The organism is Microcoleus sp. CAWBG58, assembly GCF_020883045.1.
Classification (GTDB): domain Bacteria; phylum Cyanobacteriota; class Cyanobacteriia; order Cyanobacteriales; family Microcoleaceae; genus Microcoleus.
Genome location: NZ_JAHRFA010000062.1, coordinates 1 through 26,665, shown reverse-complemented (window position 1 = coordinate 26,665; position 26,665 = coordinate 1). Strand labels below are relative to the sequence as shown.

Annotated in this window: 18 protein-coding genes, 1 tRNA gene and 1 pseudogene; 11 read left to right on the top strand and 9 right to left on the bottom strand. The window is 44.3% G+C overall.

Features of this window, described 5'->3' with window-relative positions:
* Positions 1-108 precede the first annotated feature (108 nt).
* Positions 109-240 carry a hypothetical protein gene (locus tag QZ918_RS23635; protein WP_293338926.1) on the top strand — a complete coding sequence of 44 codons (132 nt, stop codon included), beginning with the start codon at positions 109-111 and terminating at the stop codon, positions 238-240.
* Positions 241-282: 42 nt separating this feature from the next.
* On the opposite strand, the gene QZ918_RS23630 is transcribed toward QZ918_RS23635, so the two are convergent.
* Positions 283-355, bottom strand: a tRNA-Arg gene (locus tag QZ918_RS23630).
* Between the two features lie 368 nt (positions 356-723).
* Between QZ918_RS23630 and QZ918_RS23625 the strand changes: the two genes are divergently transcribed.
* The 4 genes from QZ918_RS23625 to QZ918_RS23610 all read left to right on the top strand — a co-directional run bounded on the left by QZ918_RS23625 (position 724) and on the right by QZ918_RS23610 (position 8,143).
* Positions 724-3,591, top strand: a complete 2,868-nt coding sequence (locus tag QZ918_RS23625) for a hybrid sensor histidine kinase/response regulator (RefSeq protein ID WP_293338923.1) — start codon at positions 724-726, stop codon at positions 3,589-3,591.
* Positions 3,584-5,020, top strand: a complete 1,437-nt coding sequence (locus tag QZ918_RS23620; RefSeq protein WP_293338920.1) for a response regulator — start codon at positions 3,584-3,586, stop codon at positions 5,018-5,020. Before QZ918_RS23625 ends, QZ918_RS23620 begins: the two co-directional genes overlap by 8 nt.
* A gap of 124 nt (positions 5,021-5,144) precedes the next feature.
* Positions 5,145-5,540 (top strand): response regulator, encoded by a 396-nt coding sequence (locus tag QZ918_RS23615; RefSeq protein WP_293155925.1) that lies wholly within the window; start codon positions 5,145-5,147, stop codon positions 5,538-5,540.
* Entirely contained in the window at positions 5,537-8,143 is a 2,607-nt protein-coding gene (locus QZ918_RS23610) for a PAS domain S-box protein (RefSeq protein ID WP_293338917.1), read from the top strand. Before QZ918_RS23615 ends, QZ918_RS23610 begins: the two co-directional genes overlap by 4 nt.
* Positions 8,144-8,250: 107 nt before the next feature.
* Here the strand turns inward: QZ918_RS23610 and QZ918_RS23605 are convergent, their stop codons facing one another.
* From QZ918_RS23605 to QZ918_RS23585, 5 genes are all read right to left on the bottom strand, one after another.
* Positions 8,251-9,339, bottom strand: a complete 1,089-nt coding sequence (locus QZ918_RS23605; RefSeq protein WP_293155919.1) for a hybrid sensor histidine kinase/response regulator — start codon at positions 9,337-9,339, stop codon at positions 8,251-8,253.
* Positions 9,340-9,782: 443 nt separating this feature from the next.
* Entirely contained in the window at positions 9,783-11,282 is a 1,500-nt protein-coding gene (locus QZ918_RS23600) for a sensor histidine kinase (protein ID WP_293338914.1), read from the bottom strand.
* 228 nt (positions 11,283-11,510) lie between these two features.
* Positions 11,511-11,681 carry a hypothetical protein gene (locus QZ918_RS23595; protein ID WP_293338911.1) on the bottom strand — a complete coding sequence of 57 codons (171 nt, stop codon included), beginning with the start codon at positions 11,679-11,681 and terminating at the stop codon, positions 11,511-11,513.
* Positions 11,682-11,867: 186 nt separating this feature from the next.
* A complete protein-coding gene (locus tag QZ918_RS23590; protein WP_293175665.1) occupies positions 11,868-12,314 on the bottom strand; it encodes a response regulator in 447 nt (148 codons plus the stop codon).
* Positions 12,315-12,363: 49 nt separating this feature from the next.
* On the bottom strand, positions 12,364-15,156 hold the full coding sequence (locus QZ918_RS23585) for a PAS domain-containing sensor histidine kinase (protein ID WP_293338908.1): 2,793 nt from the start codon (positions 15,154-15,156) through the stop codon (positions 12,364-12,366).
* A 250-nt stretch (positions 15,157-15,406) separates the two neighbouring features.
* Here QZ918_RS23585 and QZ918_RS23580 point away from each other — a divergent pair, with 250 nt between their 5' ends.
* The gene (locus QZ918_RS23580) at positions 15,407-15,571 is read left to right on the top strand and encodes a hypothetical protein (protein WP_293338905.1); all 165 of its coding nucleotides are present in this window, start codon (positions 15,407-15,409) and stop codon (positions 15,569-15,571) included.
* Here QZ918_RS23580 and QZ918_RS23575 read toward each other — a convergent pair.
* Entirely contained in the window at positions 15,535-17,454 is a 1,920-nt protein-coding gene (locus QZ918_RS23575; protein WP_293338903.1) for a response regulator, read from the bottom strand. The genes QZ918_RS23580 and QZ918_RS23575 overlap by 37 nt on opposite strands.
* Before the next feature lie 456 nt (positions 17,455-17,910).
* The gene (locus QZ918_RS23570; protein ID WP_293338900.1) at positions 17,911-19,197 is read right to left on the bottom strand and encodes a CBS domain-containing protein; all 1,287 of its coding nucleotides are present in this window, start codon (positions 19,195-19,197) and stop codon (positions 17,911-17,913) included.
* Between the two features lie 426 nt (positions 19,198-19,623).
* On the opposite strand from QZ918_RS23570, the gene QZ918_RS23565 reads away from it, so the two are divergent.
* The 5 genes from QZ918_RS23565 to mrdA all read left to right on the top strand — a co-directional run bounded on the left by QZ918_RS23565 (position 19,624) and on the right by mrdA (position 26,026).
* On the top strand, positions 19,624-22,167 hold the full coding sequence (locus QZ918_RS23565; RefSeq protein ID WP_293338898.1) for an ATP-binding protein: 2,544 nt from the start codon (positions 19,624-19,626) through the stop codon (positions 22,165-22,167).
* A 260-nt stretch (positions 22,168-22,427) separates the two neighbouring features.
* The gene (locus QZ918_RS23560; protein WP_293338952.1) at positions 22,428-22,724 is read left to right on the top strand and encodes a four helix bundle protein; all 297 of its coding nucleotides are present in this window, start codon (positions 22,428-22,430) and stop codon (positions 22,722-22,724) included.
* A 56-nt stretch (positions 22,725-22,780) separates the two neighbouring features.
* Positions 22,781-22,972: a four helix bundle protein gene (locus QZ918_RS23555; RefSeq protein WP_367275427.1), complete on the top strand. Its 192-nt coding sequence runs from the start codon at positions 22,781-22,783 to the stop codon at positions 22,970-22,972.
* A gap of 118 nt (positions 22,973-23,090) precedes the next feature.
* Positions 23,091-23,777 carry an N-acetylmannosamine-6-phosphate 2-epimerase gene (locus QZ918_RS23550; RefSeq protein ID WP_293338949.1) on the top strand — a complete coding sequence of 229 codons (687 nt, stop codon included), beginning with the start codon at positions 23,091-23,093 and terminating at the stop codon, positions 23,775-23,777.
* 431 nt (positions 23,778-24,208) lie between these two features.
* Complete coding sequence (mrdA, locus tag QZ918_RS23545; RefSeq protein ID WP_293338896.1) at positions 24,209-26,026, top strand: penicillin-binding protein 2; 1,818 nt, start codon at positions 24,209-24,211, stop codon at positions 26,024-26,026.
* A gap of 308 nt (positions 26,027-26,334) precedes the next feature.
* Here mrdA and QZ918_RS23540 read toward each other — a convergent pair.
* Positions 26,335-26,544 (bottom strand): annotated as a pseudogene (locus QZ918_RS23540) (transposase); the annotation flags it as partial.
* Between the last annotated feature and the right edge of the window lie 121 nt (positions 26,545-26,665).

The window sequence follows — 26,665 nt, the reverse complement described above, 5'->3', positions numbered from 1 at the left end:
GTCAGCAGTCTGTTGTAGGGTGCGCGGTGCGCGCTGCTGCGTTCTGAAATCGCCCGCACAGCCAGAACTCCTTTACCAGGAAGAATTGGTTGAAAGCCCCAACCCCGATTGGGAGAAATTCAAATCAGACTATTTATTACTCCAATCTTCTTCCTTGTAGGTAGAGGTCGCTCTCTGGGAGTCAACTGTCAACTGTCAACTGTCAACTGTCAACTGTCAACTGTTGAACATTGGTCATAAAAAAGATCGATCGCGAACGATCGATCTTTTTATTAATTTCAGTGAGCACGGAGGGATTTGAACCCCCGACCCTCAGGACCGGAACCTGATGCTCTATCCACTGAGCTACGTGCCCTCAACGTTTTTTTAGTATAACACGTCTTGTCGAAAATGGCTAGTCGATCGAGCAAATTCGATCGACCCTCTCCAAACCGCTGGGCCGATGCGGGTTCTACTCGCCCGCGCGTATCGTGTATCAGGCACTTCTCGCAGCCTGAGACGGCAAATTTTGACAATTATCGTCAAAATAATAGGACAATGGGTAAAATAATATACTTTAATCTAAGCAAAGATTAGGCTCACATTCGATCGCGGTTCAGCGTCTACCACAGCTAATACAGCCCGCATCAATTTCCTCTAGCTAGTAGGTAGTAGATGGCGCTGCTGTTAAGATAAGCTCTCCAAGAACGGTTCTAGGCTAAGTTCACCAAACCTCTGAATCTTATGATTGATAAAATGTTAGATAAATTAGCACTGCGAACAGTTATCATAGTTCCATTTGTGCTGCAAATCGTCGCAGCCGTGGGACTCGTAGGATATCTCTCCTTTAGAAACGGACAAAAAGCAGTTAATAACCTTGCAGGTCAGTTAATGAGCGAAGTCAGTTTGCGTGTCGAGCAAAACCTGCAAGTTTACCTGACTACTCCCCATCAAATCAATCAAAGCAAGCTGGATGCTGTCAAACTCGGGTTGTTAAAGATGGAAAACTTATCAGATTGGGAGAAATATCTTTGGCGGCAAGTCCAATTATATCCCTATATCAATTTTACCTCCGTTGGCAACAAGAAAGGAGACTATCGAACCGGAGAAAAACTGTCAAATGGCTCTCTAATGATTAATTTGTCAGGCAAATCTACAGGTTTTGATTTTTATTCTTACAATACTAATAATACAGGCGATCGCACTACCGTAACAACAGTTGTCAAAAACTTTGACATCCGCGAACATCCTTCGTACCAAAATGCGGCTAATGTCGGCCAACCAACTTGGAGTTCCGTTTATATTTCGTTTCTAGAACCGACCTTAATACTCAGCGCGCTCCAACCCGTATACGACAACAATCAGCTACAAGGAGTATTAATTTCTGCCTTGCGTCTCGACCATATTGGGAGATTTTTAAACAGTCTCAAAATTGGCAAAACTGGGCAAGCATTTATTATCGAAAAAAATGGTACATTACTGGCGACTTCAACTGTCGAACAACCATTCCGTACCAAAGACAATAATAAAAAAGAACTGTTCAAAGCAGAAGAGAGTATTGACCCCTCGACTCAAGCTACAGCTAAATATGTAGCAGTTCGGTTTCAGCAATTAAAGGAAATTAAAAGTTCCTATCTCTTGAATTTTGAAATAGACGGCAAGCGACAATTTGTCAACATTCTACCTTTCCAAGACGGCAAAGGTTTGGACTGGCTGATTGTGGTAGTTGTTCCTGAAGCAGATTTCACCGAACAAATCGATGCCAATACTCGCATGACAATTTGGCTTTGTTTGGCAGCTTTAGCCATAGCTGTAGTTATCGGCATTCAGACTTCTCGGTGGGTGACAAATCCAATTTTGCGCTTAAATACAGCAGCTAAAAATATTGCTAAAGGCGAATGGGATACCACAGTAGAAAGCGAACGTTCCGACGAATTGGGAGAATTAGCCAAGTCATTTAACAGCATGGCTCAACAACTGCAACAATCTTTTGCAACTTTAGAACACCGAGTGCAAGAGCGGACTGCCGAATTGGCTGTAGCCAAGGACAAAGCGGAAGTAGCCAATCAAGCTAAAAGTGCCTTTCTGGCTAACATGAGTCACGAATTGCGATCGCCACTCAATGCAATTCTTGGCTTTTCCCAACTGATGACTCGCAGCCAAACTCTATCCCGAGAACACCAAGAAAATCTTAGCATAATTAGCAGCAGCGGAGAACACCTGCTCACCCTGATTAATAACGTGCTCGATTTATCTAAAATCGAATCGGGGCGCACCACCCTCAATCCGAAAAAATTCGACCTCTATCGCCTGCTACACGACTTGGACGATATGTTTCAACTCAAAGCAGATGACAAGCATTTGCAGTTAGTTTTCGAGCGCAGTCCCGACTTACCGCAATACGTAGAAACTGACGAGTTAAAATTGCGGCAAATATTAATTAATCTGCTAAATAACGCTCTTAAATTTACAGAATATGGCGGTGTTTGTGTCAGAGCTAGCAAGGATTCAACCAGCCAAAATCAACATAAAAAATCAGTAAATAATTCTGTATCAAAAACCTACAAACATACCGAAGATGAGGCTAGTAATGGCATTAATTTTCCACATTTAACTATGTCAGAAAATGCGAGTTATAAAACCCACAATGACGGTTCAGCTTCTGCCTCGTCTTTCTTTATTCATTTTGAAGTCGAAGATACTGGTCCAGGTATTGCCGCCAATGAATTAGACAATCTTTTTGAAGCTTTCGTGCAAACCCAGGCAGGCAAAGATTCCCAAGAAGGTACAGGCTTGGGATTGCCAATTAGTCGCAAATTTGTGGAATTAATGGGTGGCGAAATGAGCGTAAATTCTACTGTCGGGAAGGGAACTAATTTTAAGTTTGATATCCAAGTTTTGGCTGTTGATGCGGCTGATATTGAAAGCAAAAAACCGACTCGCCATGTGATTGCTCTGGAACCCAACCAACACCCCTATCGAATTTTGATAGTAGATGATAAACCGCTCAACCGTCAATTGTTAATTAAACTTCTCAATCCTCTGGGTTTTGAACTAAAAGAAGCTACTAACGGTCAAAAAGCTATTGACATTTGGGATAGTTGGGAGCCGCATTTAATTTGGATGGACATGAGAATGCCCGTGATGGATGGCTACGAAGCAACACAATACATTAAAGGCACTATTAAAGGTCAAGCTACTGCTATTATTGCGCTGACTGCGAGCGTTTTGGAGGAAGAACGGGCTGTAATTTTGTCGGCAGGCTGCGATGCTTTTATGCGGAAACCTTTCCGGGAAGCCGATATTTTCGACGCTATGCACAAACATATCGGAGTACGCTATATTTATGAAGATCCGGGGCAAGCTAACTCATCGGCAGTCAAAGAGCGCGATCGCGAAATGACTGCGGCTGACTTCCTGAAATTGCCTGAGTCGCTGGTAGCTGATTTAAAGCTGGCGATACTGAAAGTGGATATGGATTTCATTGAGAGTGCGATCGACCAAATTAGATTAAAGGATACAGCAACTGCTGCTGCGATCGCCAATTGTATAGAAAATTTCGAGTACGACAAAGTTTTAAAGTTAATCTCTCAAGCAAGCTCACATGAATAATGACATTCCTAGTACCCCTCCCGGTAATATTTTAGTAGTGGACGATACCCCAGCGAATTTGCGACTGCTAGCCGGAATTTTGAATGGCAAGGGCTATAAAGTCCGCCCCGTACCGAGCGGCGAGTTAGCACTTTCGGCCGCACAAGGTATGCCTCCCGATTTGATTTTGCTGGATATTATGATGCCCGAAATGAACGGGTATGAAGTTTGCGAAAAAATTAAAGCTGATGAACGCACTCGCGACATTCCGGTGATTTTTATCAGCGCGATAAATGACGTACTAGATAAGGTTAAAGCTTTTGCTGTGGGCGGAGTTGATTATATTACCAAACCCTTTCAGATGGAAGAGGTATTAGTTAGGGTAGAAACCCATTTAGCAATGTGCCACTTACAAAAAAAACTCAAACAGAAAAACGATGAACTGACAATAACTTTAGAGCAACTGCAAGCAACTCAGGAGCAATTAGTTCAATCGGAAAAAATGGCTGCCTTAGGGCAACTGATTGCAGGCATTGCTCACGAAATTAATACGCCGCTAGGGGCGATTCGATCGTCTATTGGGAATATTACCGGCTTTTTGGATAACAATCTCGACAGTTTGCCAGTTTTTTTTAAAGAACTGTCTGCCGAACGCCAGCACGATTTTTTGAGTTTGATGTACAGTTCCCGCCAACAAACTTACTCTTTATCTACGCGAGAAAAACGGGAATTTAAAAGAGGCGTGAAGCAGCAACTAGATGCGGAAGGGATTGATAATGCTGACAGCCTTGCTAGCATTTTAGTCAATATCGGATTGCAAGGAAATGTGCAAGAATTCGTGCCGTTGCTCAAAGACCCTGACGGCGAAAATATTATCAAAACCGCCTACGATTTTGCTAGTATTCAAAAAAGCGCCAGAACCATCGCTACCGCTACAGAACGCGCTGCAAAAGTCGTTTTTGCCCTCAAAAATTATGCGCGTTACGATGTGCATGGGGATAAACTAGAAGTGAATATCACTGATGGAATTGAAACTGTATTAACTCTTTATCAGAACCAGCTAAAACAAGGTGTAGAAATCGTCAGAAACTATCAAGCTCAATTGCCTCCGGTATTGTGTTATCCCGACGAACTCAATCAAGTTTGGACAAATTTAATTCACAATGCCTTACAAGCGATGGACAATCAAGGAACTTTAACAATTGACGCCTGGGAGCAAGATACCAACTTTGCCGTAAAAATTACCGACAGCGGCGCTGGAATTTCACCGGAGATTTTGCCGAAAATTTTTGAGCCGTTTTTTACGACCAAACCAGCGGGAGAAGGCAGCGGATTAGGATTGGATATTGTCAAAAAAATCATTAAAAAACATCAGGGTACAATTGATGTGGAGTCGGTGCCCGGTCAAACTGCATTTACAGTGTCTTTGCCGATTAATTTAATTGAGTAGGTAAAACACCAGACTGAAATCTGGGGCTAAAAATTTGCAGTCTAGGCGCGCGGAATGTAGAATTTGGAAAACGGCGTGCTGCCCATCCGGGTTCACCCTGCCAGACGAAAGGAGGAAACTAGCGATGTCTAAACCAGCAATTTTGTGTGTTGACGATGAAGTAGCGGTGTTGGAAAGTCTGGAAATTGAACTGCAACATGCATTTAAGGGTAAATATCTTTGCGAATTTGCTGAAAGTGCTGCCGAAGCACTGGAGATTATTGAAGAGCTGTGTGAAGATGAGGTTAACATTCTAGTTATTGTCTCTGATTGGTTGATGCCTGGAATGAAAGGAGATGAGTTGCTGATTAAAATTCATCAAAAATATCCGCAGATTGTGACAGTTATGCTGACGGGACAAGCGGAAAAAGAAGCAATTGAACGCACAAAATCTCAAGCCAATCTTCATGCTTTTATACAAAAACCTTGGCAAAATCAAGAATTAATTGAAGCGATTAAGTCTGGTCTAGCAAAGTTATGAAAAAACCTGTAATTATTTGTGTGGATGATGAGCAGACTATACTCGATAGTCTGGAAATAGACCTGCTAAAAGCCTTTGAAGATAAATATTTAATTGAAACTGCCCAAAGCGGCGAAGAAGCTTTGGAATTGCTGTCTGAACTTTTAGCAGAACAGTATGAAGTTCCTTTGATTATTTCCGATCATATCATGCCGAATATGAAAGGAGACGAGCTATTGAGAAGCGTTCATGCCATCTCGCCGAGAACTCTCAAGATTATGCTGACGGGGCAGGCTAATTTGGAGGCGGTAGCCAATGCTATTAATTATGCTAAATTGTACCGATACATACCTAAGCCTTGGCAAACCGATGATTTAAAATTAACTGTTACTGAGGCAATCTACAGATATTTTCAAGATAAACAATTAGCTGAAAAACAAATAGAACTTCAGGAAATGAATCAGGAGTTGGCAAGATTAAACCGCAAGCAGGCGATGCTGATTGCTAAACTCCACGAAAACGAAAGTCGGTTGACGCAATACCTGGAAGCGATGCCGTTGGGCGTGTGCGTGCTTGATGCGAACGGTCAATCTTTTTATGCTAATCAAAAGGCGCGGGATGTATTTGGGAAAGGCACTGTGCCCCATATTAATTCGGAGCAGAAAGCAGCAATTTATCAATTCTATAAAGCCGGAACTAATCAGAGATGTCCTGTGGAAGAATTGCCAATTATGCAGGCACTCCGGGGCGAAAGTGTGCGGACTGAGGGTGTAGAAATTCGGACTGGTAATAAGGTGATTCCGGTGGAGAGTTGGGCGACTCCTATTTATGATTCTCTCGGGGATATTTGCTACGGGATTATTGCTTTTACTGATATTACGGAACGCAAGCAAGCTGAAGCAGCGCTGGTGCAAGCTGAAGAGAAGTATCGCCGGATATTTGAAAATGCTCTCGAAGGTATTTTTCAGACTGCACCTGACGGAACTTTGATTAGCGCTAATCCTGCTCTCGCTCAAATCTACGGCTATGATTCCCCTGAAGAATTGATGGCAAGTGTTAATGAGATTCAGCGGCAATTGTACGTGCAACCGCACCGCCGTCAAGAGTTTTTTGCGTTGATGGAACAGTACGGTACTGTGTCTGAGTTTGAGTCGGAAGTTTACCGCCGAGATGGCAGTATTATCTGGATTTCTGAGGATGCGCGTACTGTTTTTGATGCTAGGGGTGAACTGCTTTACTACCAGGGTTTTGCTGAGGATATTACTTTGCGAAGACTTGTAGATGCGGAACGCCTGAAGTTTACGAATGATTTGGAAAAAGCTTTGATAGCTGAAGAAAAGTTCAATGAAGCGCTGTTAGAAAGCGAAAATCGGCTGACTCAATTGCTGGAAGCGGTGCCGGTGGGTATATTTGTGGTTGATGGTATTGGGAAACCTTGTTACATGAATTCTTGGGCTGAGAAAATACTTGGCAAAGGCTTGGTTTCTGATGTTATTCCTAGCACTTTGCCGGAAGTTTATCAAACTTACTGCGCCGGAACTAATGAGCTTTATCCAAGCGAGAGACAACCGATTGTGCGGGCGCTGCGGGGGGAAGTGGTGCACTCTGATGATGCAGAAATTCACCGCCCGGAGAGGATTGTGCCGATCGAGATTTGGGCGACTCCAATCTACGACGAACGGAAAAACATTGTTTACGCGATCGCAGTTTTTCAAGATATCACAGAGCGTCAACAGGTGGAAACCGAGCGCCGCCAATTTACAAACGAGCTGGAAAAAGCTTTGGCAGCGGAAGAAAAATTAACAGATGCTTACGGGCGGTTTGTGCCGCACCAATTTCTCCACTTTCTCGGATATGAAAGTATTCTGGACGTAAAATTAGGCGATCAGGTGCAGAAAGAAATGTCGGTGTTGTTTTCAGATATTCGGAATTTCACGGCTCTTTCAGAACAGATGAGTCCTGAAGAAAATTTTCAATTTATTAATGCTTATTTGTCGCGGATGGAACCGGCAATTACTGAAAATTTTGGGTTTATTGATAAATATATTGGCGATGCGATTATGGCGCTGTTTAATGGCAGTGCGGACGATGCGGTGAAAGCTGGAATTGCAATGCTAGAGCAGCTTAACGAGTATAATATGAGTCGCAGTCGGCCCGATCGCGCGCCGCTGCAAATTGGCATTGGCATCAATACGGGTTCTTTGATGTTAGGCACGGTTGGCGGCCAAAGTCGGATGGATAGCACGGTGATTAGCGATGCGGTTAATTTGGCTTCCCGTGTGGAAAGTTTGACGAAAGAGTATGGAGTTTCGATGTTAATTACTCACAATACTTTTGTACAGTTAAATGATGTTTATGATTTTAGGTTGATCGATCGCGTTACAGTCAAAGGCAAATCGCGCATGGTAACGGTTTATGAAGTATTTACGGCCGATCCGCCCGAGTTGCGGCAGAAAAAGTTAGATACAAAGACAATGTTTGAGCAAGGTTTGGTTTTCTACAATAGTGACAAATTTCTCGAAGCTACAAGATTGTTTTCGGCGTGCTTGCAAGTCAATCCTGGGGATAAGGTAGCTCAAATTTATATGCACCGATGTGTGAAACGGGCGATCGCTCCTCCATAAGCTTTGTTAGCCGGAGAGATTGTCTGTTTGCAAGAATGAGATGCTCCCGATCTCAACCCCGCTCCACTAAATCATCCCCAAATCTCAAATCTCAAATCTCAAATTGTTTAGATTGGCAGGAAAACGGAAACAATTGTTTCTTGCTGTGGCAAACTTTCTATTTTAAATTGTCCTCCGTGCAATTCTGCTAGGCGTTGAACAATGGCCAAGCCCAATCCCAAACCTGGTTGTTGGTAAAGTTTGCGATCGAACTGCCTGTAAGCTTCTAGCTGTGCAATCTGATCGGGAGTCATGCCGCGGCCTTGGTCTTTGACAGACAGAATAAAAGTCTCATTTTCTACGAAAGTGCTTAAGAAAACTGGCGTTCCTTCTAAAGAAAATTTGAAGGCATTGTCCAGCAGTTCCTCAACAATTTTTGTAAGTCTCATAGAATCAATAGCTACCGACGCATCCTGCAAATTTAATTGTAAATCGTCTGTTCTATTCACCTGTTTCGCTTGCTGGAGCGCTTTTTGAGTGAGCAAAGATTGTACGCAGCTAAATTGGCTACAGCGCATTTCTTTTAGCAGTTCGGGATTTGTGCCTGCTATCTCAAGTTCTGCATACAGCAAAAAGTTCTGAATCAGCCGATACAAGCGATGACCTGAAGTGTTAATTTGACCGATCATTTCTAAGATGTCTGAATCCTCGAACACCTGATATTCTGACAAAATTAACTCGGAAAAGCCCAGAATAGCATTCAAAGGAGTCCGCAATTCGTGGGGGAGCGACATACTAATATTAATGCGTAATTCGTCTAGGGTTTTTTGAGATTTCTTGCTAATTGTTTTCTGTTTATCAAGTCGAATAGCAATTGCTTTTAGCAGTTCTTGTGGCGTACAAGGCTTAGTAATGTAATCGTCTGCTCCCATTTCCATGCCAGTGCGAATGTCACTTTTATCGGCTTTGGCTGTGAGGAAAATAAACGGAATTGTGGCAGTTATGGGGTCGGAACGCAAAGCTTTGAGGACGCCGTGACCGTCAATTTCCGGCATCATCATGTCGCACAAAATTAAATCGGGGATTTGTGCGATCGCCAATTTGATGCCGACTTTACCGTCGTTCGCTCCAATGCCTTCAAAATTCTCGGCTTCCAGCAACTCTAAAATGTTTTCTCTAATCGATTCTTCGTCTTCTATTACTAAAATCTTTGCCACGGTTATTGCTCCTTTTCGTTAGTAGTTGTTGCAAAAAATCTGTGTGAGGACACTTGACAAATTTGTTTGTTTGTGTTATTAACTGAGCGTTAAGTGGCGGATGCTTATAGTTGACAATTTAGTCGTGAAGCTGGACTGCATTTAAATTGTATAACCTTTCTCCAAAAAATGATGTATGTCTGGTAATGGGTAATTGGTAATTGGTAATTGATAATCGATAGTTTGTTTCCTCCTATAAGCTTTATGAGGTTAAACTCCGGTAAAGAGGCTCTGGGCGCGTGTGTGTTCTCAATCCGACGATCGTAGCAGAATTTGACATACCTCATCTTTATGAGAACGGCTATATATTTGAATGAACTATTAAAATTAATCAACTCCTCTCCCCCCTCTCTCCCTCTCTCCTTCTCCCTCTCTTCCTCTCCCTCTCTCTCTGGCGCAGCAGCTTATTGGCTGGCACAAATTAAAGGTAAGGTAATAGTGAAAGTTGTGCCTTTTCCTTCTTGACTCTCGATCGCCAGTTTGCCGTCGTGAAGTTCCACGGCTCTTTTCACAATTGCTAAACCGAGACCTGTTCCCGAAATAGTGCCGACATTTGTAGCTCGGTAAAAAGTTTCTAAGATCCGCTCTATATCGGCTTGGGGAATCCCGATGCCCTGGTCTTGAACCTGGAAAACAGCTTTGCCGTTTTGACAATTGAGTCGCAAGGAAACTGAACTGCCGGCGGGGGAATATTTGATGGCATTTGAGAGGATGTTTCCCAACATTTGCCGCAGCAGTTTTTCATCCATTTGAGCGTCGGAGTTGCCGCCTTCATGTATAAAGGCGATCGGATGTTGGTTGCTATCGTTGAGCTGCTGTTCTTCTACGAGGTGACGGCAAAATTTTTCGAGGTTTAAGGAAGTCGGTTGAAATGGTAAGGTGTTTGCTTCTATTTTGCCAATTACGAGGATATCTTCTAATAACTCTGTCATGCGTTTGATGGCTAGTTGAATCCGCACAAAATGAGTGGATTTTTTTTCTTCTGACCACTTAGCGCTGTAATCTTGGAGCAATCCAGCGGAAAATTGGATGGTTGTCAGGGGGGTGCGGAATTCGTGGGAAACCATGGTGACAAATTTGGCTCGCAGTTCGGAAAGTTCTTTTTCTCGTGCGAGGGCTTTGAGAATTTCAGCTTCTGCGCGTTTGCGATCGCTAATGTCGCGGGCTTCAGCAATCAGCAGCAAAACTTGTCCTGTCTCATTTTTAACAGGTTTGAGTGAGAAATCAACTGTGACTATTTGGCCGTTTTTGCCTAACAAGTCGATTTCGCTGCGGAAAAACTCGCCGCGGCTGGCTTTGGCGATCGCAAATTGTAGTTGTTCGTAAAAATTTCGGGTTTGAGGCCAAATCGCCATTTGCCAAATCGGGCGGCCGACTATATCTTGCGATCGCACTCCGGCAAAATCGAGGGCTGTCTCGTTGACTTCCAGCACGACTCCTTCGGGAGTCAGCAGCTTGGTGAGTTGAAACGAAGAGTCAAAAATCGCCCGAAAACGTCGCTCGCTTTCCCGCAGCATTTGGAAGGTTTGCGATCGTTCGATCGCGTAGCGGATAGTCCGCACTAATAATGGAGTAGTAATTTGACCTTTAACAATGTAATCTTGAGCTCCCAAGCGAACTGATTCCAGGGCTATAGCCTCATCGTCCAAGCCTGTCATCACCACCATTGCTGTATCGGGGGCCACTTCTCGCAGGCGAGTTAGCGTTTCCAAACCGCGGCTGTCTGGCAAAGAAAGGTCGAGCAATACTATATCAAAGTTTTGTTTGCACAGTTGGGCGATCGCCTCATGCAGGAACTCAACAGACACGAGTTCCCACTGGACGCCCCCAGATACTTCTAATAGTTCTGCAAGCAAATCAGCATCAGCGGGATTGTCTTCTACTAACAGAATCTTAATCCACATAGCTTAGAGGTTTTTGGCTTTAACATTTTCACGGCGTATCAATCTCAGCTTAAACTTTTTTTCTTGACCTTGCCATTTTCAACTTGAAAATTATTATTTGGTAACACTTCCAAACCACTTTTGACAGTTGACTGTTCACAGTTGACAGTTGACTGTTCACAGTTGACAGTTGACTGTTCACAGTTGACAGTTGACTGTTCACAGTTGACTGTTCACAGCGGGAGCATCTCAATGAATGCAAAAAACATTTTTTTTGATAGTCACATTTGTAGTAGGGTGCTGATGACAGTTGACAGTTGACAGTTGACAGTCACATTTGTAGTAGAGTGCCGATGACAGTTGACAGTTGACAGTCACATTTGTAGTAGGGTGCGTCAGCCACTTCTCTTGGCTCTCCACCTAAAAATTAGGTTAATCGCTGATGCAACCTACAATCAATAGAAGCAGATTGAAGGAATGAATCATTTTATTTAATTTCCCCATTTAGGGGGAAGCTTTAGCCCCAATATTCTGGGTCAATCCTCCTATACCGAATTTCAAAACAATCAAAAAAATTATATTCGCTATCAGCGAAGTATCTGTTGTTTAATTGAGAGGAAGTTTGACGACTGCGAGCCAGAATTCCTCAATTAACCTGACTACCTTAGTAAATTGTACGAAGTCTACAGGCTTAGTTATGTAACAGTTGGCGTGGAGCGAGTAGGACTTAGCAATATCCTCCGGAGCTGCTGAAGTGGTGAGAATCACTACAGGAATTAATTTTAAATTAGGGTCAGTTTTAATTTCTTCTAGCACTTCAACGCCACTTTTTTTCGGCAGATTCAAATCCAGCAAAATTAGATCGGGACGGGGTACGCCCAGATAGGGTGCTGTTTTGCGTAAAAACTTGATGGCTTCAACTCCATCCTCCACAAAATGTAAGTTATTCAATATTTTACCCTGACCGAAGGCTTCTATTGCCAAATCGGCGTCGCTGGGCGAATCCTCAATCAGCAGAATCTCAACGGGTCTAACAGTGCTTCGATCGCTCATAACTGGCGTATCCTTTTGATTAGAGGAAAAAAAATTTAACTTTGACCCTTCAGCTATTAATTATAGGAATAGTGAAGTAAAAAGTCGCTCCTTTTCCCTGCTGAGATTCCACCCAGATCCGCCCGCCATGGCGTTCCACAATGCGCTTGCACATCGCCAAGCCTATGCCAGTACCGGAATATTCGCGGCGTCCGTGCAGGCGTTGAAAAATGATAAAAATGCGATCGGCATACTCAGGATCGATGCCAATGCCGCGATCGCGGACGCTGAACAGCCATTCGCCCTCTTGCCTTTGGGCTGCGATCTGAATGAACGGGATGTCTTCGCGGCAAAATTTGATGCCGTTGGCGATCAAATTTTGGAATAATTGCACGAGTTGAGATTCATCTGCCATCACCGTTGGCATGGGGTCGCAGGTGATGACAGCTTTGGTTTCGGCGATCGCAATTTGCAAATTGCACAAACTTTGGTTGACAGCAGCATTGCAGTCGGCTGGCTCAAACTCCTGACCCCTCGTTCCCAGTCGCGAATACGCCAACAAATCATTAATCAATTGTTGCATTCTGGTCGCGCCGTCAACAATATAATTAATATACTTATCGGCGCGCTCGTCCAAATTTTCTTGATAGCGCTGGGCGAGCAATTGAGTGTAACTGGTAACGGCTCGGAGCGGTTCTTGCAAATCGTGGGAAGCCACATAAGCAAATTGTTCTAGTTCCTCGTTAGAACGCTTCAAATCTTCTGTAAGTTGCAGCATTTGCTGCTCTGCTTCTTTGCGGTCTGTAATGTTGTAAACCAACGCACAACAAGACAGCATATTCCCCAGATTATCGAATACTGGACTGGTAGAAATATAAGTCCAAACATCTTTACCCTCCTTAGTTTTTAGTTGTACTTCACGTTTTTCACCAATAGCTTGCTGGCGCCGATCCACAGGATAGAGATTTGATGTTCTTTCCGGTTCGTCCGTGAAATCAAAAATCGGTCTACCTAACATTTCTACTTCACTATAGCCAAGCATTCGTGCCATTGCGTGATTGACGTAAGTCGTGAGGGAATTGCTGTCAATTACCCAAATACCTTCTTCTGCTAATTCAACTATTTGTCTGTACTTGAATTCGCTTTCCTGCAAGGCTGTTTCAGTTAGTTTGCGATCGGTGATATCTTTCATGAAACAGTGGTGACCGTTAAATGTCCCTTGGGCGTCGCAAGCTTTTACCAGAGTTATTTGCTTGTAAAAAAACGTTCCATTTTTCCGGACTCCTCTAGCTTCCACGTCTACTTTGCCAGAAATTAGCATCTCCTCATAAGCTGAGATTAGCATCTGAATATCATCAGGATGTACGGTGAGTATCCATTCCATACCGACCATTTCTTCGGGTTCGTAACCGCAGGTATGAGCGTAAGCTCGGTTAGCATTGACGTAGCGTCCCTCAATGTCCAGTCGCGAAATGCCTTCCACGGCATTTTGCAGGGCAATGGTGAGGTCGCGGAAATCTTTTTCAGCTTGTTTGCGATCGCTAATATCCTGACCGATACCCAAAAAACCGTTAATATTTCCGTTGTCGTCAAATAAGGCAGTCACAGACAGCAGTACCGGAAACCGCGAACCATCTTTGCGAATGTAACTCCATTCATTTTCGTCAGCTATTCCCCGACGCGCCCCGGCGACAAAAACCTCAAACCCCGGCTCTATGTTTACTCCCAATTCTTGAGAAATAATTTCTGCTCTTTTACCGACCTCCACAGGATCGTGAATGATTGCTGGTGTAAATTTTCCAACCACTTCTTCGGAGGAATATCCTAAAAGTTTCTGGGCTGCCAGATTAAATGTTTTAATAGTACCGTCTGGTTCGGTAGAAATAATTGTGTAGTTAGGGCTATTAAGAATTGCATTTTGCAGTTGCGTCAATTCTAACAAAGTGAACGCAATTTTTTGTCTGTAGGCGATTTCTTTTTGCAGTTTGTGGTTGTAAATTTCAATTTGAGCAGTGCGATCGACTACTCGACGCTCCAGGGTTTCATTGAGCAGTCGATTTTCTTCTTCTACCTGCTTGCGTTCTGTAATATCAGTAATAGTAGCAACATAACTTTTAACCTTCCCATTTTCTCCAACTTGACCGACAGCTTGACCGAATACCCAACTGATTTTAGTGCGATCGATGCCTTGAAAGCGGTACTCAGATTTAAACGGCAATTTCTCGGCAGCGGCGCTGTACCATTGGTCAAAAACCCTCTGGCGGTCGTCTGGATGAATGCCTTGGAACCACCCTTTACCCAAAGCTTCATCGCAGCCCATTCCCGAAATTTGACACCAGCGCTCGTTGACATACAAGCAATCTCCTATAGCGTCTGCATAAAATATTCCCACCGGCGAAGCTTCAGTTAAGGTTTGATAGCGAGCTTCTGTTTCTCGGCGTTCGATGATTTCTTGTTGCAGTATGCGATCGATCATCCCTAATTGAGTTGGACTCAGGAGAGTTAATGCTTGGGGAACTAAAGGAATTAATGCAAAAGCCGTGTAAGCAGAAATCGCGGCGGTAATAATTTTCAGACAGCCGGAAACCCAATAAACAGGATGCCAAAGCGTCCAAACTTCCATGAAATGAGTAGTGCCACAGGAGATTATAAAGGCGGCAAACAGCCAAAAAATGTTGCGAAATGGTAAGTCTTTTCGCTGAGCGATAAAATAAATTAGCGATAGCGGTATTGAATAGTAAGCCATGGCAATTATCGAGTCTGACACGATGTGGAGCGCCACAAGCTCTCGCTGCCAAAGGTAACAGTGACCGTGAGGAATGTAATTCCCGATGAATAAGAGGTTATTTAAAACAGTCCACATGATAAAGAAATGAGTAATGGGGAATGGGGAATGGGGAATGGCATTGGTGTAAACTTAAGCTTAAAAACCCTTATATCTCTCGTTCACAATCGAGGCGCGATCCCCCTCGCATCCCCCTTATAAAGCATAGCTGATAGTCAGGGAGTGGAGCGATAGAGACTAAGCTAGAAGCGAGATTTGTCATGTATTTGCGCCGAGAATCGACACTAATAGGACGGCTGATTTGGGCCTGCTTACCAGAAATAATTGGTTGAAAGCCGGAGCCCCGGGAGAAATTAAAATCAGACTATTCATTACTCCAATCCTCGGACTTCCAGGTAGAGGTCGCCCTCTTGCTGTCAACTGTCAACTGTCAACTGTCAACTGTCAACTGTCAACTTACCGCTGTGTCAGAGCAAGTTTGTGTCGGAGTTGAGTCCGCTCCAAACGATTCAGGATGCGAGCAATTAATTCCGGTTCCACGATCGGCTTATTCACGTAGTCATCAGCACCCGCGACAAACATTTGACGCACTATTTCCGACTCAGAATGAGCAGTCAAAAATAGCACGGGAAGCTTGCTCCAGCGCAAATCGTTCCGTACCGCCAAACACAGCTCGATACCACTATAACCGGGCATCTCCACATCTAAAATTAGCAAATCTGGACAAGTGGTTTCGAGTACCTCCCAGAACTTTTCGGGCCGCTCTAATGTTGTGACTTGCAATCCCCAAGGTTGTAGAATCATTTTCAGCGCAGCCAATAGATGCACATCATCGTCTACTACCATAACTTTGGCTTCAGCAGCGCCTGTTTGATCGAGAACCTGGGCGACTGATTTGAGTATATCTGCTGGGGTGATAGATTTGTGTAAAAAGCCCGAAGCTCCCAAACGAGCAACTTCAATTCGATCGCTCAATTGATTGTTCCCGCTAAAAATTATCACTGGAATATCAGGTTTTTCAGTGCGGAGTTCGGCTAGGAGAGTAAGTCCGTTTTCCTGAATTCTGGAAAATGTCAAATCCAGCAAAATCGCGTCGGGAGGCCGTTGAGAAATCGCGCTTCTTGCGGATTGCCCAGATGTGGCAACTTCTATCTCAAAGCCGGAACCGGATGCTGCTGCTTTTAGCAGATCGCTCTGCAAAGTATCATCATCAACGATCAGAATGCGGCGCTTTTTGGAAACCGCAGTAACCAGCTCGCTTTCAGGTTCCGGCGGGCGATCGAATATCTGTTTGAGCAAATGCAGAAATTCCTCAATCTGCTGAGCAGTCTCCGGTTTAAAGATGTTTTCAGGCTTGAACAACTGTTCGAGCTTGCGCGCAACTTCCGAACCTTTTGGCAGCCCTAAAGTTCCCAAAGAACCGACTAATTTGTGAGCTTGCTCCTGGGCTTCCCGCCGCAGTTGGTTGTCCAAGGTTCCGGTTTTTAGTTGGGCGATCGCGCGATCGAATATCACCACCTTTTCGATAAAATTAGCTTTTAACTTGCCCCGAATTTCCGCAACCACACTCAGGACTTGGAGGCGGCGCTCATCGTTGCTTAATTCCTGGCTGTGCGCGATCGATTCAGCAGGTACATTTTCTTGACTTTTAGCAGTTTCTGCCGTATCCCGGGCAACTTTTGGACTCTCAATCTCCTCCGGCAGACTTTTGAGCCGGTAGCCCAATCCATACACCGTTTCCACTAAATCTACAGTCATCCCGGCTGCTTTCAGCTTGTGCCGCAGCCCCTTGATATGAGCGGTAACGGCCTCTTCCTGAGGAAATTCGCCGGCCGACCAAATGCGATCGAGGATGGCACTGCGGCTGAAAATGCGCCGGGGATTTCTCAGGAAAAGTTCCAGCAGATTGTACTCTTTGGGAGTCAAATGCAGAACTTTTTCGCCATAAGTTACTTCCGTAGTGTCCGGGTTGACTTGCAGTTTTTCCCAAGTCAAACTTGTACTCGACAAACTTGCCTTACCCCGGCGCAGCAAAGCCCGAATTCGAGCAATTAATTCTTGGAGATTAAAGGGTTTGACCACATAATCGTCTGCACCCGCTTCTAAACCTTGGACTCGATCGTTACTGCTATCTAGCGCTGTCAGCAATAAAATCGGCATTTGGCAGCCGGACGATCGCAATTCCCGACACAAACTAATACCGTCGAGTTTAGGAATCAGCACATCCAAAACAATCAAGTCGTAATCGTAGGCTTGTGCCAACTCCAACGCTGTTTCGCCGTCTTCTGCCGTATTCACATTGTAATTATGAGCATTCAGCGCTCTGGTCAGCAAATTGATTGTAATTGTGTCATCTTCCACTAACAAAATTTTCATAAGCCTTGCCTGTTATTTGACCAATTTTTGTGATTTTAAATCAAAATCTTGTGATGCAAATAGCGTTGCCTAACTCTTAATTTATTGGTATTAGCCTCCTTCAAACAAATAGTATTGTGCAAATTGTAAAATTGTTACTTTTTATTTTTTCAGACCAACCGCCCCGACGATTATGAAGTTCTTGAAACACGAGCTTTTTTCCAGATATCACGACGATAACTCAAGGCGTCTTCCTTTTCCCTTCTCCTTCTCCTATATAGCGGTTCTCAAGCGTAGTGAGTATGCCCCCGGAGGCCACGGAGGCCACGGAGGCCCATCCCTCCGCTTCGCTTCGCCCGATGCCCCATGCCCGATGCCCCATGCCCGATGCCCCATGCCCTATGCCCATTCGTACCTCATATGAGAGCTAGAAAGGCTATACATATCGAAAAGTTAAATCAGATGAACGCTAGAATTTTAGGGTTTTTTCGACTTCAGCGCCTGCTGAATTTTTTGAATCAGATATTGCGATGAATCTTGCTGCTTAACTATATCTTCCCATTCAGAAATTTCAGCTTCAGCGTCTTCTAAATCTTTAACTAAAGAATGAGCAACAACACTTTTTTGAACTCCCAAATTTTCTTTAATGGCGGTCGGTGAATTGAAATCTTTTTCCGCTATTAATTCCTCCAACTCTAACAAAGCCATTTCCGCACGATCGATCTTGATGGTCACCGATTTAGCTACATTAGCACCCGCTCTTGCTGCCTCCGTGAGTTCGTGAACCCGAAGTTTAAATCGGCTGGCAATTTGCTCGATTTGAGTCCCCAATTCAAAAGTTTTACTTGCCAGTCTGCCAATTTCCAAACTCACCTTGCTCAGACCGCTGGGCTGATTTCCCATTTGATTGGTAACTACAGCCACCTGTACTGCTAAATGCCTGACTTGTTCGATCGCCTCCCCGATGGTTCGGGAAGTGCGGTTAACCGTTTCTAAATCATTAGCTATTGCTTTGCTAATACCCAAAATTTTCTGTGTATTATTGCAAATAGAATTAGCACCTTGAAAAGTAGCTTGAAATGCTTGGCGGCCTTCTGAAGAAATTAACTTCGCAATCCTCACAAATCGCTGATTCATTTGAGAAATTTCTTCAGCTTGTTTGAGCAGTGTCACTTGCTCGCGACTCGGAGTATTCTGCAATACTTGGGCTTGAAGGTGTTGGGATTTTAGCAACTCCTGGCATTCATAAAATTTTGCCTTTTCTTGTTGAATAATTCCCATATATTTCTGTCTTTCTACTCTGTATTTTTGAATAAGCTTGTTAGCTTGAGCTAAAAGTTTAGACTGGGCAATCACCAGAGTCCGAACGTCCAAAAGGCGGAAACTATGATTGTCCATTACCACAATAATTGGTTCATAAATTAAATCTTTATGCCTGTTGAGAGAGGCTTGTACGGCATCCTCAACTTTCCAGTTTTCCTCCATCAGCAAAGGCGGTATTCTTATAAAATCTAACAAGGCTCGAATCGGGTGCTGCCCGTAAATTTCTACGCGATCTGGGAGACTCATTTGCTCTCGAAATTTGACGCGAGAAATCATGCCCAATACCTGTGATTCGTGAGTAATAATCACTCCCGGCAGGTCTGGTTCTTGCTCGAATCTTTGAGCTACTACCTGTCCTGGAGTTGCAGCAGTCACTTGGAAGTGGTGACACGGCAGATGTCCGATCGTGAAATCGGGGGTGAGTTGAGTTGGATTGCTCATTTACCCGGATAGTGTTAAGTAGAAGTTAACAAATTATATATTGATATTATACTGGATTAAGATTGTTTAAAGTAGTCAGCAACCCAGTCTTAAAAGAACTGAGCTTGTAAGAGTAATATCTCGCAAGCTGTGTTGACCAGCCTCAGCCTTAACTGGCTACGTTATTTGAGTCACGACACCGCAGAAAAACGGATACAAGCGCGCGACTTAAGTTGCGAGCAGCCCAAAATCTTAGCTCGAAGTTCCTGCTCCGGTGATTCACCTAGCTGCAAGTAAATCTAAAATCTAAAATCTAAAATCTAAAATCGACTGACTTCTTTGATCTCAAGTCTTTTGGAGCGGCCCCGTCTGCTGCGCCCCTGGTTCCCTCCCCAAAACAGCGGCATTCATATTTTGTCCTTTAAAACAACCGGGAAAATACCTAGATTGAAACCAAAAACCTTAAATCGAACTTTGCCGCTAGCAACCTTTGAGGCTGCTTACCAGTTGTTACAGCAAATGGCTGAACTCCCGGGGGCTATTTGGCTCGCCGACGATGCGATCGCGAATCCTGAAAATGGGAAAGGAAACTCGTCAGAAAGGTTTGCAGCAGTGGTATCAGATCGGTTTAGCGCGCTGCTGCGGGGCGAGGTATTAGATGAGTTGGCAACAAACGGACGCAAACACAGTGAAAAACATCTCACTTCGCAATTAAATGTGGATTTGACTTTCGATCCAGGGGCGATCGCCAATTTCCTCTCTCCCCTCGCAGACAAACTCGCAGAAATAACGCCCGCACCGCCAAGACAAATTGACATTCGTGCCCTCAAACAAGCAATTAACAACATACAGCCGAACTCGGCAATTTTGCAAAGCGAATTCACCCTAAATTTGCTGGATCTTCTCGCTACCGATGCCAGCAAAAACAATCGCCCGCCCCTACAAGTCCCAACAGAAATAGAGGGAAACTCCGCGCTCACAACCATCGATCCAGAAACGCTACAGCACCAGATTGCCGAAGCCGTCAATCACTTACAAATTGCCAGTCCCTGCATTTCATTTTGTCAGCCTGTAGAAGATGCTTTGCAGCAGCAGCTAGAACAAGAGCGACTTTTGAATCAGGTGACAACTCAAATCCGCCAGAGTTTGGAATTACCAGTAATTTTGTCAAAAGCAGTTTCGAGAGTGCGAGAGTTTTTGGATGTCGATCGCCTGTTAATATATCAATTTGAAAAAGTGCCAGCCCCCCACCATGACGAATTAGGTAAAGAAATACCTATGGCCGTTTCTGGCGAAGTCACAGAAAATCCCGGTTTTTACTTGTATTTAGGTCGCGTTACCTACGAAGCTTTAGCCAGCGATGCTATCTCGTCTGTACTGGATTTTAGTGAAGGCGCCCAGTGCTTTCCCGATGGAGTCATTGACAGAGAGAAATATCGCAAAGGTTTGACTTTGTGCGTCACAGATGTGGAAATAACTTACTCTTCCCACTCTTGTTTTTTAGATTTGATGCGGCGGGCGAAGGTGCGGGCGAAGTTGCTAGTGCCGATCGTAGTTCAAGACCAATTGTGGGGGCTGCTAATTGCCCACCAGTGTACTGTGTGCGAGTGGGAGGAAAGCAAAAAAACATTTTTGCGGCAAATAGCAGAACATTTGGCGATCGCCATTTACCAAGCCGAACTTTATGCAGAAGTCCAGCAGCAAAAGTGCACCTCAGAACAGCGCGTCATAGAGCGAACCCAAGAACTGCGCGATGCCCTCGCCGCCGCCCAGTCTGCCAGCCTCGCCAAGAGCGAATTTTTGGCAGCTATGAGCCACGAATTGCGGACTCCCCTCACCTGCGTCATCGGCATTTCGGACACGCTGCTGCGGTGGTCTTACGGCAAAGTTGGCACCAAAGAAGTACCAATTGCCAAACAGCGACAGTACCTGCAAACTATCCGGGACAGCGGTGACCACTTATTAGAATTAATTAACGATATTTTAGATTTATCGCAAGTAGAAGCAGGAAAAGCAGTATTAAAAATTAGTGAATTTTCAATTTCTAAATTAGCTTCTCAGAGCCTGCACGCCTTCAAAGAAAAAGCTATAGCTAAAGGCGTGGAACTCGTGCAAGAACAGCGGATCAAACAAGAGTGCGATCGCTTCACCGCAGACCCGCGCCGCCTGAGACAAATTCTGTTCAATCTTTTAGGAAATGCGATTAAATTTACTCCCGAAGGCGGGCGAATCGTCCTGCGAGTGTGGGTGACAGAAGATAAAACTCGGACGCCAGAAGTGCGACAGCCCGGTACTGCACCCCCAGGTAGCACCGCTGTTTTTCAAATCAAAGATACCGGCATTGGAATTCCCGAAGATCAGCGATCGCTCTTGTTTCAAAAATTCCAGCAGTTAGATTCCCCCTACCGCCGCGAATACGGCGGCACCGGTTTGGGATTGGCATTGACAAAACAATTAGTAGAACTTCACGGCGGCGCGATCGAAGTCAACTCTACAGTTGATGTTGGCTCTACTTTTACAGTTTTTATACCCATCCAAACTAAAAGCAAAGATGAATCCACAAAAATCAAATATGAAAAATCGAATTCATCTTTACCGCTGCACTCTTCCTCCTTGCGAGGCAGCCTCGTCCTGGTCGAAGAAGATGAAGAAACTGCCATGCTGATTTGCGATATCCTGACAGCCGCAGGAATGCAAGTAGTGTGGATGATTGAAGGCTCGGCTGCGGTAGAACAAATTGAACTTTTGCAGCCCAATGCTGTAATTGTGGATATGCGTTTGCCCGGGATGAACGGCTGCGAAATAATTCAACAACTGCGCCAAAAACCCGCGACTAAAAATCTCAAAATTCTGGCTTTAAGCGCCAAAGAAATTTCTGCCGATCGGATATCTTTCGTGACGGCGGGAGCTAACGATTGTTTGGCAAAACCGATTCACCCCGAGCAATTACTTGACAAAATTCTTTCTTTGATGGCCGAGATTAATGGATAATTGGGAATGGATAATTGGGCATGGGGCATGGGGCATTGGGCATTGGGCATGGGCATGGGGTATTGGGCATTGGGCATGGGGCATTGGGCATTGGGTATTTAATATAATTCAATACGGTTTACTTAATATAGTCATTGCGAGGAACGTTAGCGAAGCGATCCGCAGGAAAGCAATCTCCGTATCTATTTTTCATAGGGTTTTACCCCGACGGTGTTCTTAAGTAAACGGTATTGTAATATAATTGAGTTTTTGTGGTGATTATGGGAAGACCTGATTTTGAGGAATTAGAGGTTTATAAGTTGGCGGAAAGTTTGGCGAATCAGATTTGGGAGATTGTTAAAAAATGGGATTACTTCACAAAAGACACGATGGGCAAACAGATAGTTCGGTCTGCTGATAGTGTCTGTGGTAATATTGCTGAAGGAAGAGGTCGTTATAATGATCCAATACTTCGGACATTTTTAGATCTAATCGAGTATCTCAAACCCTTGATGGCTATAGGGATGAGTATTTTTTCAATGTTTGAGTCTAGCCCGCTCGTTTCAAAAAAACATTAAAAATGCCAGGGCTTACGCTGTAACGCTTACAGAGTCGTTAAAAAACTGTCCGAAGTATTGATGATCGAGATAATCGGCGTTTTGTAAAAATTGCCAGAGGCTCTTTATACGAAACCGTAAACTGGTTAAGATTAGCCTATGCTAGACAACTTATCACCAACGAAGAAGTAAGCAAATTTAAACCAATTGTCGATAAATTACTACCAAAACTTAACGCTTATTTGAACTCAATAGGACACAGAGAATAAATTACAAAAAAGTCCAATGCCCGATGCCCTCTTTGCCCAATGCCCTCTTTGCCCCATGCCCGATTCCCAATTCCCCATTCCCAATCCCCAATTCCCAATTCCCCATTCCCCATTCCCCATGATTGACTGTCAAATTCCCACAGGATTAATTGTTTCTTGTCAAGCACCTGCTGATTCGCCGCTGCACGATCCGATCGTGATTGCAGCCATGGCCCGCACCGCCATCAATCGAGGGGCATCCGGGGTGCGGATTGACACCCCCGCCCACGTTGCAGCGGTTCGACAACACGTATCGGCTCCTATAATTGGGATTTGGAAGCAGCAATTGCCGGGATGCGAGATTTACATTACTCCTCGGTTTGAAGACGCGCGGGCGATCGCACTTGCAGGAGCGGATATTATCGCCATTGACGCGACTTTGCGAAACCGCCCTGCTGGCGAAGACTTAAAGACGTTAATCGATCGCATTCACAAAGAATTAGGGAAATTAGTCATGGCCGATGTAGATACTATAGAATCTGCGATCGCGGCTGCGGAAGCTGGTGCAGATACTGTCGGTACTACTCTTTTTGGCTACACACCCCAAACAGCAAGTTTCTCGCCTCCCGGATTTGATTTGCTAGCGCAAATGGTAGCAAAGCTCAAGATTCCCGTTATCTGCGAAGGCGGAATCTCTGGGCCCTCCATGGCTAAAAAAGCATTGAATTTAGGAGCAACGGCTGTTGTTGTCGGTGGAGATATTACTGGAATTGATATTAAGGTGACAGCCTATGCGTCGTTCATTCAGTTGACAGTTGACAGTTGACAGTTGACAGTTGACAGTTGACAGCGTTAATCAGTTGACAGTTGACAGTTGACAGTTGACAGCGTTAATCAGTTGACAGTTGACAGCGTTAATCAGTTGACAGTTGACAGCGTTAATCAGTTGACAGTTGACAGTTGACAGCGTTAATCAGTTGACAGCAACATCTACCTGGAATTCCGAGGATTGGTCTTCTTTTAATTTCTCATTAAAATGCAAAGGCTTTCCAATAATTATTTATGGCAAAAGGAAAATAAGGAGAAAATAGTAGAATAAAAGCTATACGGGATTTTACGGATTTATATCTCTGCCAATAGGCATATTTATGTCGGTCACTAAAGAGCTAAAAGTTATCATCGCTGTATCTTCCGCGAAATAATCCGGATGAGAATTAGATCGGCCTGTTAATTGAATAAAAGAGCAGATTAATTAATATGGCTAGCGACTTTTCTTTTAACTCTAAAGTCCGATTAAACAAAAATACCTCGGACAATCCCGGACAGCAACGCAGTCGATCGCTCCAAGTGATGATTTTTATGCTGATAGTCACTACCATGGTGGGGATGCCGATCTTTCGTCTAGCCGAATTGCAACTGGTACAGGGAGCCTACAACCGACAGCGGGCGGAAAATAACCGCATTCGCCCTGTCTCAGTGGCCGCCAATCGCGGTCAAATTGTAGATCGCAACGGCAAAATTTTGGCAGCCAGCCGCGTATCGCGATCGGTGTATTTGTGGCCAAAAGAGCGATCGGCCCAAGAGTGGCAAGAAGTCGCGGCTACACTGAGCCCGATCGTCAAACTTCCCGCCACCGAAATCATCAAAAAAATCGATGAAGCAGGCTACAAATCAGCCCTACCAGTGCGAATCAGTAAAAATATTGATATCGGTACTTTCGTCGCTTTGGGAGAACAAGCTAATACTTTGCGAGGAGTTGAAATTCGCTCCGAATCGAGCCGAGACAATCCCAACGAACAATTAGCAGCTCACGTTTTGGGATACGTCGGGGAAGCTAGTTTAGATCAATTAAAAGCTAATCCAACATATCCGATGGGCATGATTGTCGGTCAGATGGGAGTTGAAAAATTAGTTAATTCTACATTAGAAGGCGTTTGGGGAAACCGCTTAATTGAGGTGAATGCTAAGGGGGAAGAAATCCAAGACTTAGGTATAAAAGACCCTATTCCCGGCAAACCCGTGCAGCTAACCTTAGATTTAGATATGCAAAAAACTGCCGAAAAAGCTTTGGGCGATCGCCTGGGTGCCGTTGTAGCGATCGACGTGAAGACCGGAGCACTGTTAACAATGGGTAGTTGGCCGACATTTGACCCCAACATTTTCACCCGCAAGGTGACTCAAAAAGAATGGGATCGACTGCAAGGGCCAGAAAAACCATTTTTAAATCGGGCAGTTCAAGGCTATCCCGTCGGCAGCACTTTTAAAATTGTAACTTCTGTCGCCGGGATGGAATCGGGCAAGTTTGCTCCTGACTCGACTTTAGTATCATCTTCTTCAATTACGATCGGTGGTATTTCTTTCAACGAACACGGTGCCGGTCAAGGTGTTATCGGTTTTCGCGATGCTTTAGCCTTTAGCAGCAATACGTTTTTCTATCAAGTAGGCATGGCTGCCGGCCCCGAACAAATGGCGAAATGGGCGAATAAAATGGGCATTGGCGGGACGATTAATTTAGATATTTTGGGGATAGACGGAGCCAATCACGGTCAAGTGCCGACGCCGCCAGAGAAACAGAAAATGTACAAGGAAGATTGGTATGTGGGCGATACCGTCACAATGTCGATCGGTCAAGGCTTGGTACTTTGTACTCCCCTAGAATTAGCAGTTATGGTATCAACAATTGCTAACGGCGGTTCGCGAGTGCAGCCGCACTTGTTGGCATCTCAAACCAATACACCCCTCACGAAAAAAATCCCAACAGGAATTAAACCTTCTACTTTAAAGGTGATTAAAGAAGGATTGGTTGACGTGGTGAAAAAAGGTACAGGCCGCGGTCTAAATGACGGTACAATTCCTTTAAGTGCTGGCAAGACAGGGACTGTGGAAATGCCCGGTCATCCTGACAATTCGATGTATGTGGGTTTTGCACCCGCTGACAAGCCGGAAGTTGCGATCGCAGTTATAGTCGAAGGCGGAGGATTTGGTGCTGTCTCGGCCGCACCAATTGCTCACGAAGTATTTAAAACCTATTTTCAAAAACAAGGTTTTAAGCCTACTAACAAGCCTTTCAAATAATAATTGATATTATGTCCTGTCAATTACCATAAAAACGGTTTGTAGTGAGGACTTTAGTCCGCGCCGTGTCAATTATCCGCCATAAAAACGGTTTGTAGTGAGGACTTTAGTCCGCGCCGTGTCAATTATCCGCCATAAAAACGGTTTGTAGTGAGGACTTTAGTCCGCATCCAAATCCGAGGAGAGGACTGAAGTCCTCACTACAAACCAATCTTAATTATGGTAATTCGAGGGGACATAATATTAATTATTGACTGTTGACTGTTCATATTTTGTGATGTATAGTCATTTCAAATAAGTATGAGACACTAAACTGCACAATAAGCACGAATAATTTCATCAAGAGATGTGCCAGGAGACGCATACATTTTAGCTCTCTTTAATGCACTAAAATCATGCTCAATATCATTTAAGTCAGGAGAGTATTTGGGCAAAAATAATATCTGATGACCCGCCTCCTCAACCAATAGTCTAATGACCGTCTTACGATGAATGGGTGCATTATCCATAATTAATAGACCTCTTGCAAAAAAGATATATGTTATGATCAGAGGTTTTAAATTTAATCCCCTAGAGCTAACTCATAATTGTAAATTGCTGACAACAAATTACAACGCAGACCATAGCGGCGGCGGCGAT